Origin of the sequence: Frankia sp. AgB32, from assembly GCF_023243045.1 — a bacterium.
Taxonomy (GTDB): Bacteria; Actinomycetota; Actinomycetes; order Frankiales; family Frankiaceae; genus Frankia.
This window is the reverse complement of record NZ_JALKFX010000046.1, coordinates 1-15,466: the sequence shown is the minus strand read 5'-3', so window position 1 is coordinate 15,466 and position 15,466 is coordinate 1. Positions and strand designations below refer to the sequence as shown.

Genomic DNA, 15,466 nt, shown 5'->3' with positions numbered 1-15,466 from the left:
CCCCGGGGGGGCCCCCACAATGCCCCCCCCCGCCCGCGGGGCGCGGGCGGGGGTACGTCCCGTGGCCGGCGCCGGCCTGGAGCAGGAACCGGAGCGCGGGCGTGCACGACCTCACACCCTTCCTCATCATCGGCCTGGCCAGCGGTGCCGTCTACGGCATGGCGGGCATCGGCCTTGTCCTGACCTACAAGACGTCGGGCATCTTCAACTTTGCCTACGGTTCCGTCGCCGCCCTCGACGTCTTCCTCTTCTACTTCCTGCGGGTGGAGCACGGCTGGCCCTGGCCACTGGCCGCGCTGGTCAGCCTGGGGGTGTTCGCCCCGCTGCTCGGGCTCGGCCTGGAACTGCTGGCGCGGTCGCTCGAACGCGCCACCGACACGATCAAGGTGGTCGCGACCGTCGGCCTGATCCTGGTCGTCGCGGCGCTCGGCCAGCTGTGGCACCCCACCACGGCGCCGACGTTCCCGCACTTCCTGCCGCAGTCCACCGTGCGGGTGCTGGGCGTGAACATCACCTGGGAACAGATCATCGTGTTCGCGTTCTCGCTGATCGTTTCCGCGGTGCTCTACCGGTTCTTCCTGTCCGTGCGGCTCGGGGTCCTCATGCGCGGCGTCGTGGACGACCAGGACCTCGTGGCGATGTGCGGCGACGACCCGGTGCGGGTCCGACGCTGGGCCTGGGTCATCGGCGCGGTCTTCGCCTCGGTCGCCGGCCTGATGCTCGCGCCGTCGCTGTCCCTGGACGGGGTTGCCCTGACGATCGCGGTCTTCGCGGCGTTCGGCGCGGCGGCGATCGGCTACTTCTCGCACCTGCCGCTGACGTTCGCCGGCGGGCTGGTCATCGGCATCGCCGGTGCGATCGTCGACAAGTACGGCGCCACCGTCAGCTGGGTCGGCGGCATCCCGCCGAGCCTGCCGTTCCTCGTGCTGTTCGTGGTGCTCATCGTCCTGCCCCGACGCCGCCTGGAGCGCCGCCGGGCCTCCGCCACCCGGCCGGCGCGCCATTCCTACCGGGCACCAGCGCGCGTCCGGGTGGCCACGGGCCTGGTCGCGCTCGCGGTGCTCGCCGTGGTGCCGATGATCCAGGCGGGCCATCTCGCCGTCTGGTCGGCTGCCCTGATCGACATCATCCTGTTTCTGTCGCTCGGGCTCCTGGTCCGCCAGTCCGGCCAGATCTCCCTGTGCCAACTGGGCTTCGCAGCCGTCGGCGCGGCGGCTTTCAGCCACCTTGCCGTCGACGCCGGGCTGCCGTGGCTGGTGGCTCTGCTGCTCGCCACACTCATCGCCATCCCGGTCGGAGCGCTGGTCTCGATACCCGCCGTCCGACTGTCCGGGGTGTTCCTCGCACTGGCGACGCTGGGGTTCGGCCTGCTGCTCGAGGACGTCTTCTACCCCCGCCACTTCATGTTCGGCACGACGTCGCTCGGCATCCCGGACCCCCGGCCCCAGGTTCGCCTCGGCAGCTGGGACCTGTCCGGCGACAAGGGCTTCTACTACCTGGTCCTGCTGATCGTCGTTCTCGTCGTCCTCACCGTGACCGCGATCGGCCGCGGCCGCCTCGGCCGGCTGCTGGAGGCGATGGCGGATTCCCCGGTCGCGCTCGAGACTCACGGGACCACCACGACGGTGCTCAAGGTGCTGGTGTTCTGCGTCGCCGCCGCGATGGCCTCGCTCGCCGGCGCGCTGACCGGCATGCTCTACCAGTACAGCGTTGCCAGCTACTTCCAGTCGTTCAGCTCGCTCACGCTGGTCGCGCTCGTCGTCATCGTCACCGTGGGCGAACCCTGGTATGCCGTGCTCGCCGCCGTCGGCTACAGCGTGCTTCCCGGCTACATCAGGTCCGCCGACGCCGCGACCTATCTGCAGCTCGTCTTCGGCGTCGGCGCACTCCTCTCGGCCTACGGGACCCGCGGCGGGACCGTGCCGGCCGGCCTGCGCCGGGTGCTCGATCGTCTCGGTGGGCGTGCCGTCATGCCGTCGGTGCCCGTGGCCCGGTCTGTTCCCGCCACCGCGCGGCCCGCCGCGCCCGCCCGGACGGCCACGGGTGCCGGTCTCGAGGTGCGCGACCTGATCGTGCGGTTCGGCGGCGTGACGGCTGTCGATGGCGTGAGCCTCGAAGCCCCGCTCGGTGTCATCACCGGGCTGGTCGGGCCGAACGGGGCCGGCAAGACGACCACCTTCAACGCCTGCACCGGCCTGAACCGCCCAGGTGCCGGCCGGGTCCTGCTACACGGAGTGGACGTCACCGGCGAGGGACCGGCGCGCCGGGCGCGGCGCGGCCTCGGGCGCACCTTCCAGCGCACCGAGCTGTTCGACAGCCTGACTGTCCGTCAGAACGTGGCGATGGGTCGTGAGGCGGGGCTGGCGGGCCGCAACCCGCTGGCCCAGGTGTTCGGCTCCCGAAGCGCCGCCCGCGCGATCGCCGCCGCGGCCGACGAGGCGCTGGCGCTGACCGGTATCGAGCACCTCGCCCACGCCCAGGTCGGGTTGCTCCCGATCGGCCAGCGCAGGCTCGTCGAGCTCGCCCGCATGTTGGCCGGCCGGTTCGACGTGCTGCTGCTCGACGAGCCGTCCTCTGGGCTCGACGGCCCGGAAACCGAACAGTTCGGCCAGGTGCTGACCGAGGTGGTCCGCGAACGCGGCAGCGCCATCCTGCTCGTCGAACACGACATGGCCCTGGTGCGGGCCGTCTGCGACCGGGTCCACGTCCTGGACTTCGGAAGCCTGCTGTTCACCGGCACGACCGACGAGATGGTCCGCTCGCCCCAGGTCCGCGCGGCCTACCTCGGTGGCGAGGCAGATCTTCCGGCTCCCGCCACTTCCTCTCGCGGGCGCGAGCCCGTCACCCCGGACAGGTGAAAGCCCCATGCTGTCGATGCACGCCGTGACCGCCGGCTATGGCGGTACCACCGTCCTTCGTGAGGTCGACCTCACGGTCGGCGAAGGGGAGGTCGTCGCGCTGCTGGGCCCCAACGGTGCCGGCAAGACGACCCTGCTGCGCACCGCTGCCGGTCTGCTACGCCCGCGTGCCGGCCGGGTCGAGTTCGCCGGCCGTGACCTCACGGGACGCCCGGCGCAGTCCTTCGCCCGCGCCGGCCTCTGCCTGCTCCCCGAAGGCCGGGGCATCTTCCCGTCGCTGACGGTCCGGGAGAACCTGATGGTCCAGGCACGAGGAGGCCGCCTCGACGCGGCGATCGAGACGGCGCACGAGCTGTTCCCGGTCCTGACGGCACGGCTACCCCAGACCGCGGGCAGCCTGTCCGGCGGCGAGCAGCAGATGCTGGCCCTCCTGCGGGCCTACCTCACGGAGCCCTCAGCGGTCCTGGTCGACGAGGCGTCTCTCGGCCTCGCCCCGATCGTCGTCGACACGATCTACGCCGCGCTGGGCCAGCTCGCCCGGCGCGGCGTCTCGCTGGTCGTCGTCGAGCAGTACGCGCAGCGGGCGCTCGCCCTGGCCGACCGGGTGTACGTACTCAGCCAGGGCCGCGTCGTCCATGCGGGCCGCGCGGACGAGGTCAGCGCGGACGAGATCTACCGCGGGTACCTCGGTCTCCCGTCGTAGGCCACCCCCCGCCGCGGCCTGACCAGCCAGGGCCTCATCGACACGGGCCTCGTCCCGCGACCCGGACCAGCAGGCCCCGGCGAGGGGCGGATCTCGCGTTCGTTCCTGGACCTGCGGGATGTTCGCGCCTGTGGGTTCTCAGGCCGGCTGGCTGACGAGTGCGGCGATCGCGCGGGTGAGCCCGGGGACATCTCCCTGGACGTGGTCGAGATTCCACTGCGCCATCTGTACCGAGGCCTCGACAACCGTTTTCACACGTTCATACCGGCGTGCGGTGAACGCCGCCCACAACCGGTCGTCGACCGCGGTCGAGGTGGTGAGGAGCTCGGCCAGAACCGCGGCGTCCTCCAGGCCAGCGGCGGCGCCCTGCGCGAGCGTGGGCGGGCACACATGCGCCGCGTCACCGATCAGCACGACGCGGCCGCGATTCCAGGGCGCGTCCAGCAGGTGGGCTTCGAACCAGGTGTAGTTGAGGTGCTGTGGATCGGTGAAAGCATCGCGCGCCTCGTCCCAGGGGCCGTGGTAGGCCCCGAAGAGCTCGAGGAAGTCCGCCAGCCGCTCCCGCGGCGTCTGCGTCGTGCGGTCCTGGGCGGGTTCCACCAGGAACCAGTAAGCGCTGGTCGCCGAGGTGGGCGTCACCCCGGCGATATAACAGGGGCCGCCGAAGACGGCCTGGGACGAGGTGACGTCGGCCGGCCGCGGCCCGAACATCCGCCAGGCGCCCATACCGAGGGATCGCGTCTCCAGCGGAATCTCCAGCATGCGGCGGGTCCACGAGCGGACCCCGTCGGCGCCGATGACGAGGTCGTAGCGACCCGAAGAGCCGGTCGAGAAACGAACCTCGACGCCGGCCCCGTCCTGCTCGAGAGATTCCGTGGTGGTCGAGTAGCGGATTTTGACGCCCGCCTGCTCGGCGCGGTCCATCAGGATCCGGGCGAGGTCGGGTCGGTACATGCCCATGGACGAGGGCAGGTCAGGGCCGCCGAACGGAATGTCGTCCAGCTCGGCCACGATGGTCGCCCGCGGGTCCGGCGCCCGCACCACGAGTTTCATGGACTCGTATCCCAGCGCCGCGCAGCTCTCGAGGACGCCGAGCTGGCGTAACACGCGCAGTGCGTTTCCCTGCAGGGTGATCCCGGAGCCGATGGCGGTGACCTCGGACTTGATCTCGACCAGCTCCACGGCGGTCCCGGCCTCGGCCAGCAGAATCGCCACCGCGGTTCCGGCCACACCACCCCCGACGACCAGGACATTGTTGACGGCAGACATGGTTGGCTCCTTCTTCCGAATCCGGCGAGCTCAGGGCTGGTAGGGGTGCACGGTCTCGTTGGGCTGGAACCGGAACTTGTGCCCCCACATCTCCATCCGCTTTCCCTTGCGAAAGTTGAGATTGTTCGGGGAGCGCTTCACCGACTCGTCGACCGCGAGGCCACCCCAGCCGTACTCGATCATGAAACCGCCCGGGGTGTGCACGTAGTAGGAGATGACCTGGTCCCCGATGTGCCGGCCGAAGGCCATCTGCAGGTCAGGGTTCGCGTCTCCGCCGAGCACGTCGAAGTACGAGTAGCCGACGTCGTCGATGTCGACCGACTCCAGGTAGACATGGTGCAGCCCGACCGAGTTCGGCATCTCGAGGAACGCGACGCTGTGATGGCGGGGGTTGACCCGCAGAAACCACATCTCCCCAAGCGGCTCCATCATGGTCAGGATCTCGCTCGGGACGAAGCCCATCGCGTCGATGTAGAAGTCGACGGCCCGGCGCGCGTCGGGCACCACGAACACGACGTGACCGAGCCCCTGCTCCTCGGTGACGAACCCGGCGTGCGGTCGCGGCGGATGCCAGAAGTGGTAGTTCGACTCCTGGTAGCAGAACAGCTCCAGCGGCTGGCCGAACGGGTCCTCGAACTGGACGAGCTGGTCGACCCCGCGAGCCCGTGCCACCTCCTTTTCGGCGAAGCGGGGCTTCGCGCCCGCCCCCTCCAGGCGGTTCACCGCGGCGTCGAGATCGCGATGGTTGAGCACCTCCCAGCCGGCGAAAAGCATGCGGTGCTCCTCGCCCGGGTGAAACGAAAGCCGGTAGTCGGCGTCGTCGATTTTGAGGCGGACCGCGCCGTCCTCGCCATCGGGCCCGAGCATGCAACCCAGCACCTCCGGGCCCCAGGTCCGCATTTCCTCGTGCCGGGGCGTCTGGATGCCCACGTACCCCAACTTCGCGATCAGACTGCCCACGGGGCCCTCCGCTGTTGTCTGTGACCGGTGATGGCAACGACGTTAGGAACAGGCCGCGCCAACCGGAAATGCGACTTAGTGATTCCTCTGATCCACCAGGCGCATGTGCCGTCTACAGGTCGAGGACCAGTTGCGGTCCGGCGGCGGTGGACACACACGACACGATCTGCCGACCCTCTTTGCGTTCGAGGTCGGTGAGAACGCGGTCGTGGTGTTCGATGGCGCCGCCGAGCACGCGGACCAGGCAGGCGCCGCAGTTGCCGGTGCCGCAGGACACGGGCACCTCGACACCGGCCTGGTGCAGTGCCGAAAGCAGCCGGGTGCCCGGCTCGACCCGGATCCGTTCGCCCTGTCGCGCCAGGACGACCTCGTAGGCACGCCCGGCGCCAGGGCCGCCGCCGGGCGCGTCGAACCGCTGCCGGTGCAGGTCGACTCCACGCGGCGCCGCCCGCGCCAGTTCGTCGACGAACCGGCTGCTCCCGCACGCGTACACCGCCGTGTCGGGGTGGGCGTCGGCGAGCGCGCGCACGGCGGCGCGGCGCGCGGGGCTGGACCGGGAGGTCGCGCCGAGACTCTCGACCTCCTCGCGCAGCGCCGTGTACCGCGACGAGCCGTCCACGTGGACCAGCGACCAGGGGTAGACGCGGGCGGCGCGGACCCGGCGGACCATGGGCAGCAGCGGCGCGATCCCGGCGCCGGCGGCGAGGAACAGGTAGCGGGCACCGCCGCCGAGGGAGAACAGGTGGCGAGGACCGCGGACCCGCAGGCGCTCACCGGTGCGCAGCACGTCGTGGATGTAGTTCCCCGCGCCGTCGCCCGCCGTCGGGGACCGGGCGACCAGCAGCCGCCAGCTACGGTCGTCGTCCGGATCGCCCGCCAGGGAGTAGGGCCGGGTCAGACCGGTCGGCAGCACCAGGTCGACATGGCCCCCCGGCGCCCAGCGGGGCAGGCGTTGCTCGTCCGTGGCCGCCAGGACGAGCTCGACCATCCGGTCGGCGACGGGCCGCAGGGAGTCGACGACCAGCGTGCGGCCGTCATCGACAGGCGTGGACGTCAGACCTCCTCCGGGACGCAGCGGTTGCGGTGCCCGCCGAGGCCGGTGATGGCCGCCTCCATGACGTCGCCCGGTTGCAGCCAGCGCCGCCAGTGGCCGCCGTTGCCGGCCGGGCTGCCCGTGAGCAGCAGGTCCCCGGGCAGCAACGTGGTGGCGGCCGAGACCGCGGCGATCAGGCTGGGGACGTCGAACAGCATGCTGGCCGGCACATCGTCCTGCCTGCGCTCGCCGTTGAGGTCGAAGGTGATGCGAAGCTGGCGGTGGTCGGAGATCTGCTCGGCCGGGACCAGGAAGGGCCCGGTGGGCAGGAAGGTCGGGCGGTTCTTGGCCCGTATCCAGTCGCCGCCGAGCACCCGGTTCTCGGGGGTGAACTGGAGGTCGCGGGCGCTGACGTCGTTGCAGACCGTGTAGCCGGCGACATGGTCCATCGCCCGCCGCGCCGGTACCCGGTGCGCACGGGCGCCGATCACGACGGCCAGCTCCGTCTCCCAGTCGACCTGCGTCGACTCCGGCGGGAGCAGCACGTCGTCGTCCGGGCCGCAGAGGGCGGTGGGCAGGCCGGCGAAGACGAACGGGTTGCCGCGGCGGACCTTCTCGTCCATCTCCTGCTCGGCGGCGCGGCGCAGCTCGTCGTCCGACCGCAGGTCGCCGGGCGCCCTGCTGGAGAGGATGATCTGTGCCACGTGGGACCGGTAGTTCGCGCCGGCCTGGAAGATCTGCCGGGGCTCGACCGGTGCCAGGACGTGCAGGTCGCCGATCGGCAGACCGTCGCCCGGGCCGGCCTGCGCGGCCAGCCGGGGCAGGGCCGCCGACACCGTCGCCCATTCCTCGAGCAGGGCGAGGTAGGTGGCGGGCCCCTTCACCAGGCTGTCGTCGGTGAGCCGCAGGACCCGGTCGCCGACGGCCAGGCCGGTGAACGCCCCGGCGCCGTCATCGAACCGACCAAGTGCATGACCATCGACTGATCGCGTCATGATGCCCTCTCGTCCCCGGACTGGTGCTCATATGGGAGTTGGGCGTGTGCCAGCGCGGCCCGACCGGCGTACTCGGCCCGCTCGCCCAGCTCGGATTCGATCCGCAGCAGCCGGTTCCACTTCGCGGTGCGCTCCGAGCGCATGGTGGAACCGACCTTGATCTGGCCGGTGCGCCAGCCGACGGCGAGGTCGGCCAGCCAGTCGTCCTCGGTCTCGCCGGACCGGGCCGACAGGACGGTCGCGTACCCGGTGGCGTGCGCCCGGCGCACGACGGCACGGGCCGTGCTCAGCGTGCCGATCTGGTTGGGCTTGACGAGGACCGCGTTGGCGACCCGCTCGTCGATGCCGCGCGCCAGCCGGTCGGGGTTGGTGACGAACAGGTCGTCGCCCAGCAGCTGGTGCCCGCCGAGGCGCTCGGTGGCCGTGCGCCAGCCGGCCCAGTCGTCCTCGGCGAGCGGGTCCTCCAGGGAGACGATCGGATAGCTGGCGCACCAGTCGGCCAGCTCGTCGACCAGCTCGCCGGCGCTCAGTTCGCGGGCCTCCTTGGCGAGCGTGTAGCGCCCGTCCTCGCGCACGAACTGGCTGGCGGCGATGTCGATGGCGATACCGATGTCCGCGCCGGGCCGCAGCCCGGCCCGCTCGACCCCGGCGACGAGGAGGTCCAGCGCCGATCGGTTGGTGGGCAGCAGCGGACCGAGACCGCCCTCGTCGGCGACCAGGGCCACCGGCAGGCCCCGGGCGGCCAGTTCCTCGGCGGTGCCGGCGCGGACCCGGGCCGCCCACTCGATCGCCTCGGCGAACGAGGTCGCTCCCAGCGGGACCGCGAGGAAGTCCTGCACGTCGATCGAGCGACCCGCATGCGCGCCGCCGGAGATGATGTTGACCATGGGCAGCGGCAGCAACGCGGCGTCATCGGCGTCAGCCACCGCCCTGAACAGCGGCACGCCGCGTTGCCGCGCGCTGGCGACCGCCGCGGCCACCGACACGGACAGGACGGCGTTCGCGCCGAGGCGGCGCAGGTCCGAGGTTCCGTCGAGGGCGCGCAGCCGCTCGTCGAGGGCGCCCTGGTCGGTGCCGTCGAGGCCGCGGACGGCGTCGTTGATCTCCCCGGCGACGTGGGCGACCGCCGAGCGCACCCCCTGGCCGCCGTACCGCTGGCCGCCGTCGCGCAGCTCCCGGGCCTCGTGGCGACCGGTCGAGGCGCCGGAGGGCACCGTTGCCGACCCGGTGGCCCCGCCGTCGAGGCGGACCTCGCAGCCGACCGTGGGCCGGCCGCGGGAGTCCAGTGCCTCCCAGGCGAGCAGGCCGGTGATGGTGGTGTCGCTCATGTGAGCCGCTCCCAGGCATCGGTCAGGGTGGGGGGTGGGTCGAGCAGGAGGCCGCGGCCGAGTGAGCGGACCTGGCTGCGCCCGACCGCGGTGAGGTAGTCCGCGGGGCTCCTGCCGTCGACCCGGGCCAGCAGCAGGCAGCCGGTCTGCCTGATGAGCTGGGCCGGGTCGAGCGGCACGGCGCCAGGCCGCTCGGCCTCGAGGCCGGCGAGGAACGCCCTGGCCGCCGCCGCGTACGCCGGCGCCGAGGTCGGTCGGTGGACCGATTTCAGCAGCAGGTGGCCGACCGTCCAGGCCGGATCGAAGGTCGGGTCACCGACGTGCGCGACCTCCCAGTCGATCACCCACAGATCGGTGGCCGCGGAGCCGACCAGCACGTTCTTCGGGGTGTAGTCGCCGTGCACGAGGCAGGTTCGGCTCGCCGCCATGATCTCGACTGTCTGGCGGATCGGATCGGCCAGGTCAGGGTGCCTGCGCGCGACCGTGCGGTGGAACGGGTCGACGCGTAACTGAGCGAAGGTTGTGACATCCCCGAAGGCGTCCGCCACGTCGCCGTCGCCCGCCGTCGCGCGCTGCCAGCGGCCCAGCACCCGGCCGAGCTGTTCGGCCACGGCGACGTCCACCGTGCCGGCGAGCAGATCCTGCTTCCAGGTTCGCCACGTCCGCGGGGCTCGTTCGATGACCAGGTAGCCGCCGGCCAGGTCGATGACCGCGGGGACGGCCCCGGGCACGAGCCGGCCGGCCAGCCGCAGCGCCCGGCCCTCCGTGTCGATGCGGGCCGGGTCGGCGAGCCATTCCTCGGTGACCCGCAGCCGGCCCAGCGCCCGTTTGACCACCGCGTCGAAACCGGGCGCGCGGACCGCGACGACGTCGTTGGACACTCCCCCGGCCAGCCCGCGCACCTCGACGTCGAGGGGGGAGGAGACGAGCCCACGCCCCACCAGATGGCGGGTCAGCGCGGCGGTGTCCAGGACCGCCGGCGCGGTCACCGCGGTTCCAACGGTGCCCGCAGGGCGGCGCTGCCCAGCACCTCGGGGTTCACGACGCTGTGCGGAACCCGGCCCCGCAGCACGTCGACGACGTTGCCGGCGGCCCTGCTCGCCAGTTCGGCGAGCGAGCCGTCCGAGGAGAAGGCGGTGTGCGGGGTGAGCACGACGTCGTCGCGGCGACGCAGCGGATGGTCGACAGGCAGCCGCTCGGGGTCGGTCACGTCCAGCGCGGCGCCCGCGATCGCCCCGGTGTCGAGCGCGTCGAGCAGCGCCGCCGTGTCGACGAGGCCACCGCGGGCGGTGTTCACCAGCCACGCCGTCGGCTTCATCGCGGCGAGCTGCCCGGCCCCGATGAGATGACGGGTGTCGTCGGTCAGCGGCACGTGCAGGGACACGATGTCGGCCTCGCCGAGCAGCTCCGCCAACGAGGCCGCGCGGCGGATTCCGGGCTCGGCGCTGTTCGAGCGGCTGAACGCCATGACGTCCAGACCGATCGCCCGCGCGCGCGGCACGAGCGCGCGGGCGATCTCGCCCAGCCCGACGAGACCGAGCACTTTACCTCTGAGCCGGACCGACGTTCCTGGTACGGACTGGCCCCAGCCGCCCGCCGCGACGTCCCGGGTCAGCGGGATCAGTCTGCGGGCGAGCGCGAGGATGGCCAGAAGTGTCGAGTCGGCGACCTCCTCGGTGCAGTAGGCCGGAACGTTGCTGACCACCATCCCGAGCCGGGTGGCGTGTTCGACGTCAATGTTGTCCACCCCGACGCCGTAGCGGGCAATGGTGCGGCATCGCGGCGCCGCGTCCAGTACCTCGGCGGGAACCTTCGCGAAGCAGGTGAGAATGGCATCGACGTCGGCGGCGAGGGCGCTCAGTTCGGCGACGTCGCCCGTTGGTGCCAGCACGAGCGTGGCCCCGGCGGCGGCCAGCACCGCGCGTTCCACGGCATCCGTGGGCCATGCGATGTCTGTCGCCAGCACCTTCGGCCGCGCGAGCCCAGGTTCGTCGCCGCCCTCGCTGTGAAGTGAGTCCATCGCATCGGCTCCTTGTGGTCGCGTGCGCCCAACGTTAGACAGGGCGATGCTCCGGCGGAAATACAGAAGGTGAGTGGCTGCGATTCACGGCCGCGATGACTGCCGTCCGGCCGCACGGGCCGACGGACCGGCCGGCAGGAACCCCCGCCGGCCATTCCCTGGAGAGATTCAACGATGTCGACCGCGGCATGTTCGCCGCGCCGCCCGTCCCGTCACTGATGGTGGACGCAGGAGTCCCGCGATGCCTGTGGCCCACGCGGCGCCGGGATGGCCGGAGGGTCTCACCCCGCCGCGGCGGCCTGGGGAAACTCCACCCGGGCCACGGCGAACAGCTGCTCACGCAGCCAGACGTGGCCGGGGTCCCGCGCGCGTCGTGCGTGCCAGTACGCCGACTCGCGCAGTGGCTGCAGCGGCATCTCGGGCTCCAGCGGCCGGATCTCCGCAGCCACGGCGACCCGCCTGGCCAGCCGTTCCGGCAGCACCGCCACCAGGTCCGTTCCCGCCAGGAGGAAGGCCATGGTCACCATGCTGCTCGCGGTGGCCGCCACCCGGCGCGTGCAGCCGGCGGCGTCCAGGTCCTTCTCCACGATGGCGCGCTGCCCCTGGGCGACATACCCGAGATAGGGCGAGCGGCCCAGCAGGTCGGCGGTGAGACGGTCCTCGGCGTGGGGATGATCGCGCCACACCACCCCGACGAACCGTTCCACGATGACCGGCATCCGCGAGCAGCCCGGGATCAGGGATTCGTCGACGATCCGGTCGGGAAGGATCGCGACGTCGATCTCGTCCCGGTTGAGGGCCTCCACGTAGCGCATGCCGACCGGGGCGGCGTCCACCTGGGAGCCCGCGGCCAGTCCGGTGAGACGTGCGATCAGGGGCCGCAGGAGAGTCGCGCCGACGTAGTCGCTGCCGATGACCGAGAAGCAGCGCGCGTTGGTGGTGGGATCGAAGGTCGGCGGCTGGGCGATCGTCTGCTCGATCGTCGCCAGTACCTCCCGCACCGGCTCGATGAGCGACTCCGCCCGGGGGGTGAGCTCAAGATAGCGGCCGTTCTTGTGGAGCAGTTCGTCGCCGAGGACGCGCCGGAGCCGGGCGAGTGCCGTACTGGTGGCCGGCTGGGAGAGGTGCAGGCTCTCCGCCGCCCGGGTCACGTTCTTCTCTCGTAACAGAGCGTCCAGAACAACTAACAGATTGAGGTCTATCTGACCGAGTTTCACGGGCCATTCCAACCCTTCGCCGGCGGCGGTCATCACGCTGAGTCCCGAAGCATCCGATGTCAAGGCGCGCTTCCCACTGGGTTCAGCCAAGCGTCGCCAAAATTTCACAAGGAGTGATGGCGCGCCACCTTTACCCGCCATCGATGTCCACGCCCACACGGCGGTCCCCGAGGCAGCCCCCGCGGCACGGTGAACGTCCGCGACGCGACGCTGCGACGCGACGCTGCGCCGAGGCCGCGAACCTGATCCGGCGTGGGGACTCGTTCAGCGTTCCCTCCCCTGCGACGAACACGGCCCCCCGTTCGGCTGGAAGCGCCGGGTCAACCCCGCGCACACCCTGAGCTCGACGGGGATGGACACCGCCGAGCAGAGGGGGCTGCCGCACGGGCTGTCGGTCGCGGACGACGGCGTCCCGCGGCAGTCCGGTCACGATGGCCGAGGGCCGCCGTGGAGGGCGGCGACAGGGCCGCGCAGCTGCCCGAGCCGGTCACCCCACCGGAGCCCCGTGGCCGCGGCGACGGTCACGGCCTGCGCTCCGACGGCGACCGGGCGATCTCTGGCCGCGTTCACGTTCGCCGCCTGCCGCACATCGTCCGAGTGAATGGCTGGCATTCCTGATGTGTGTTGGCGGGGAGGGGTGGGGCGGGCCTACCTTTCCGTCTGTGACCTGTATCACCAGCGGAAGGGAACCGGGCCGGGCGAGCCGCTCGCCGGGGCCTTCACCGGGAGCCGAAGACGACTTCCCGCTGTCGACCCACGAACTCGACGAACTCGGTATCGCGTTCGTCCATCGGGATCTGAATCCGGTCGACGCCGCGACGGTCGTGGAGAACATCCGCATCGGCCGGTTCAGCCACGGACGCCTCTCCCGCCGTGTCGACACGCGCGGGGAGCGTGCCGCCGCCCGGCGCACCCTCGATCGACTGGGCAGCTCGATCGACGTCGACGCGCTCGTCGGCGGGCTCAGCGCCGCGGACCGCGCCATCGTCGCGATCGCGCGGGCGGTCCAGATCCCGCGCGGGGGCGCGGGCGTCCTCGTCGGACTCGGTCACCGTCCCGCGCGACGGCCGGGTGGATCGCGGTCTTCTTTCTCAACACCGCCATCGTCGGCCCGCAGATCCTCGGGCTTTCCGGCTGGATCAGCGACTTCTTCCTCGGGGCCGCCCTGGTCCTCGCGGCGACCGTCTCAACCCTGCTGCGCCGCGGAGTCACCTCGCACTGAACGCACAGGGTGTCGGCACGTGATGAAACCCGGGATTCGAAACAGCGTCCAACACTGACAGAAGGCGATTCCATGTACTCCAGATCCTTACGTCTCCGATGGTCGCTTCTCGCGGTCGCGGTTCCGATGACCGTCACGATCGCCGCGACCGGATGTAGTTCCTCGTCGTCCTCGGTCGACCGCACCGCCGGCTCCGGCAGCGATTCGGCCGTCGCGGCCGCCAGGAAGGCTGTCGACAGCCGCCTCGGTGCGCAGACGTTCAAGGCTGACCTGTCACCCATCGATCAGATCGCGAAGGCCAAGGGCAAGAAGGTCCTCTACACCGCGATCAGTCTGAAGATCCCCTATTTCCAGGCAGTCCTGAAGACCATGCAGACGGCCACCGCCGACGCCGGTACCACAGTGGATGGCTGTGACGGCAACCTGACGCCCGCGAACATCGCCGCGTGCGTGACCCAGGCCATCAGCCAGCACTACGACGCCATCGTGCTCGACAACATTCCCGTCGACCTCATCGGCCAGGGCGCCAACGCCCTCAAGGGCGCCGGCGTCCAGATCATCTCGGCCGAAGGAGAGGGGCTGCCCGCGGCGAACGGCGTGACCTACGCTGGCACCGGGGGACCGGAAATGCTGCAGACCGCGGCCAACTGGGTGATCGCTGACTCCGGCGGTAAGGCGAACGTCCTTCTCGTGCAGCAGAACGACACGCCACTGCAGGCCAAGTACGTCCAGGAATACATGAAGCCGACGTTCGACAAGAACTGCCCCGCCTGCAAGGTCCAGATCACCAGCATCACGGCCGCGCAGCTCAACAACCTCGGCACGCAGGTGAGCACCGCCCTGCTCAAGGACCCCAAGATCAATTATGTCCTCTCCGAGTTCGACGCCAACGTGCAGTACATCGTTCCGGGACTGCAGAACTCGCCGCGCGGCAAGAGCGTCAAGCTCGTCGGTGCCATCGGCGACCTGGCCGCTCTGCAGCGGGTGGCAAACGGGCCGTACCAGCGGGCCGAAATCCAGGTCAGCCCGAGCTATGCCGGCTGGGCGGTCGCCGACCAGACCCTGCGGGTGCTGACCGGAGCAAAGACGTGGGACCGGTTGGACGCGCCCTTCCGCATCTTCGACACGTCCAACATCAGGGACGTGAGGGTCGCGCAGGAGGCGATCGACAGTGGCGTGATCTTCGGTGGCGACACCTGGAGCAGTGCTTTCCGGGCGTCGTGGCGGCTGTCGTGACCGCGGCGGCGCCGCCGCGACCGCTGGCATCGCGCCGCGAGGGACAGGAAACAGGCTGACCACCGCACAGCGGTACCCGACCGCACACGCGCACGGCCGAGCCTGAGGTTGGCGGCCGGCTGCCTTCGGGCAGCCGGCCGCCAACCTGTCTGCCCGGTCCGCCCGACGGCCGGGCTGCCCACCCTCGCGGGCACGGGACGAGGGCGAACCGGAAGGACAACCAGGGTCGAGAGGGTTGCGTCGCCGCACGACGCGGTGGCCGGGACATCCTCCGGCGCGAGGGAACTGGTGGTGGTGAACAACAACGCCGGCAGCGGTGCGTTCTACACCCCGGCCGGGCTCACCTCACGGTTCGCTCGTGGTGTAGGTACCACCGTGGTACTGCGGAACGATCTCACCTGCGGGGCGCAGCGGGTGAGAGGTGTGGTGGGCGAGGTCGGGGTGGTGGGCGAGGTCGGGGTGGTGGGCGAGGTCGGGGTGGTGGGCGGCGAGCCAGCGGACGAACTCCGAGCCGGACCATTTGGTGGTGCCACCGGTGTACTGCGGGTGTGTCCATTCAGGGGTGGGCGGCTGTAGCCCGCTGACCTTGGGGTTTGTGTTGAGGGGACACGTCGTGGGTGTTGCT

At 71.2% G+C, this 15,466-nt stretch carries 13 protein-coding genes; 3 read left to right on the top strand and 10 right to left on the bottom strand.

From position 1 onward, the window contains the following. The first annotated feature begins 101 nt into the window (after positions 1 to 101). Together MXD60_RS15740 and MXD60_RS15735 are read left to right on the top strand one after the other, a co-directional pair. A complete protein-coding gene (locus MXD60_RS15740; protein ID WP_248819861.1) occupies positions 102 to 2,858 on the top strand; it encodes an ABC transporter permease subunit in 2,757 nt (918 codons plus the stop codon). Between the two features lie 7 nt (positions 2,859 to 2,865). Continuing rightward, entirely contained in the window at positions 2,866 to 3,561 is a 696-nt protein-coding gene (locus MXD60_RS15735; RefSeq protein ID WP_248819859.1) for an ABC transporter ATP-binding protein, read from the top strand. Positions 3,562 to 3,699: 138 nt separating this feature from the next. Here MXD60_RS15735 and MXD60_RS15730 read toward each other — a convergent pair whose 3' ends face one another. The 9 genes from MXD60_RS15730 to MXD60_RS15690 all read right to left on the bottom strand — a co-directional run bounded on the left by MXD60_RS15730 (position 3,700) and on the right by MXD60_RS15690 (position 13,435). Beyond that, the gene (locus tag MXD60_RS15730) at positions 3,700 to 4,830 is read right to left on the bottom strand and encodes an FAD-dependent monooxygenase (RefSeq protein ID WP_248819857.1); all 1,131 of its coding nucleotides are present in this window, start codon (positions 4,828 to 4,830) and stop codon (positions 3,700 to 3,702) included. A gap of 30 nt (positions 4,831 to 4,860) precedes the next feature. Beyond that, positions 4,861 to 5,790 (bottom strand): VOC family protein, encoded by a 930-nt coding sequence (locus MXD60_RS15725; RefSeq protein ID WP_248819855.1) that lies wholly within the window; start codon positions 5,788 to 5,790, stop codon positions 4,861 to 4,863. A gap of 112 nt (positions 5,791 to 5,902) precedes the next feature. Next, on the bottom strand, positions 5,903 to 6,778 hold the full coding sequence (locus MXD60_RS15720; protein WP_248819853.1) for a flavin reductase family protein: 876 nt from the start codon (positions 6,776 to 6,778) through the stop codon (positions 5,903 to 5,905). Between the two features lie 65 nt (positions 6,779 to 6,843). Beyond that, a complete protein-coding gene (locus tag MXD60_RS15715; RefSeq protein WP_248819851.1) occupies positions 6,844 to 7,818 on the bottom strand; it encodes a fumarylacetoacetate hydrolase family protein in 975 nt (324 codons plus the stop codon). After that, entirely contained in the window at positions 7,815 to 9,146 is a 1,332-nt protein-coding gene (eno, locus tag MXD60_RS15710) for a phosphopyruvate hydratase (RefSeq protein WP_248819849.1), read from the bottom strand. The genes MXD60_RS15715 and eno overlap by 4 nt, the downstream gene beginning before the upstream one ends. After that, the gene (locus tag MXD60_RS15705; RefSeq protein ID WP_248819847.1) at positions 9,143 to 10,135 is read right to left on the bottom strand and encodes a phosphotransferase family protein; all 993 of its coding nucleotides are present in this window, start codon (positions 10,133 to 10,135) and stop codon (positions 9,143 to 9,145) included. The genes eno and MXD60_RS15705 overlap by 4 nt, the downstream gene beginning before the upstream one ends. Then, positions 10,132 to 11,166 (bottom strand): C-terminal binding protein, encoded by a 1,035-nt coding sequence (locus MXD60_RS15700; RefSeq protein ID WP_248819845.1) that lies wholly within the window; start codon positions 11,164 to 11,166, stop codon positions 10,132 to 10,134. The genes MXD60_RS15705 and MXD60_RS15700 overlap by 4 nt, the downstream gene beginning before the upstream one ends. Before the next feature lie 281 nt (positions 11,167 to 11,447). Next, a complete protein-coding gene (locus MXD60_RS15695) occupies positions 11,448 to 12,416 on the bottom strand; it encodes a LysR family transcriptional regulator (RefSeq protein WP_283098437.1) in 969 nt (322 codons plus the stop codon). A gap of 686 nt (positions 12,417 to 13,102) precedes the next feature. Continuing rightward, entirely contained in the window at positions 13,103 to 13,435 is a 333-nt protein-coding gene (locus tag MXD60_RS15690) for a hypothetical protein (RefSeq protein ID WP_248819842.1), read from the bottom strand. A 296-nt stretch (positions 13,436 to 13,731) separates the two neighbouring features. Here MXD60_RS15690 and MXD60_RS15685 point away from each other — a divergent pair, with 296 nt between their 5' ends. Next, the gene (locus tag MXD60_RS15685) at positions 13,732 to 14,841 is read left to right on the top strand and encodes a sugar ABC transporter substrate-binding protein (protein WP_248819841.1); all 1,110 of its coding nucleotides are present in this window, start codon (positions 13,732 to 13,734) and stop codon (positions 14,839 to 14,841) included. A gap of 345 nt (positions 14,842 to 15,186) precedes the next feature. Here the strand turns inward: MXD60_RS15685 and MXD60_RS15680 are convergent. Next, on the bottom strand, positions 15,187 to 15,466 hold a 280-nt coding region (locus MXD60_RS15680; protein WP_248819840.1), incomplete at its 5' end, for a hypothetical protein.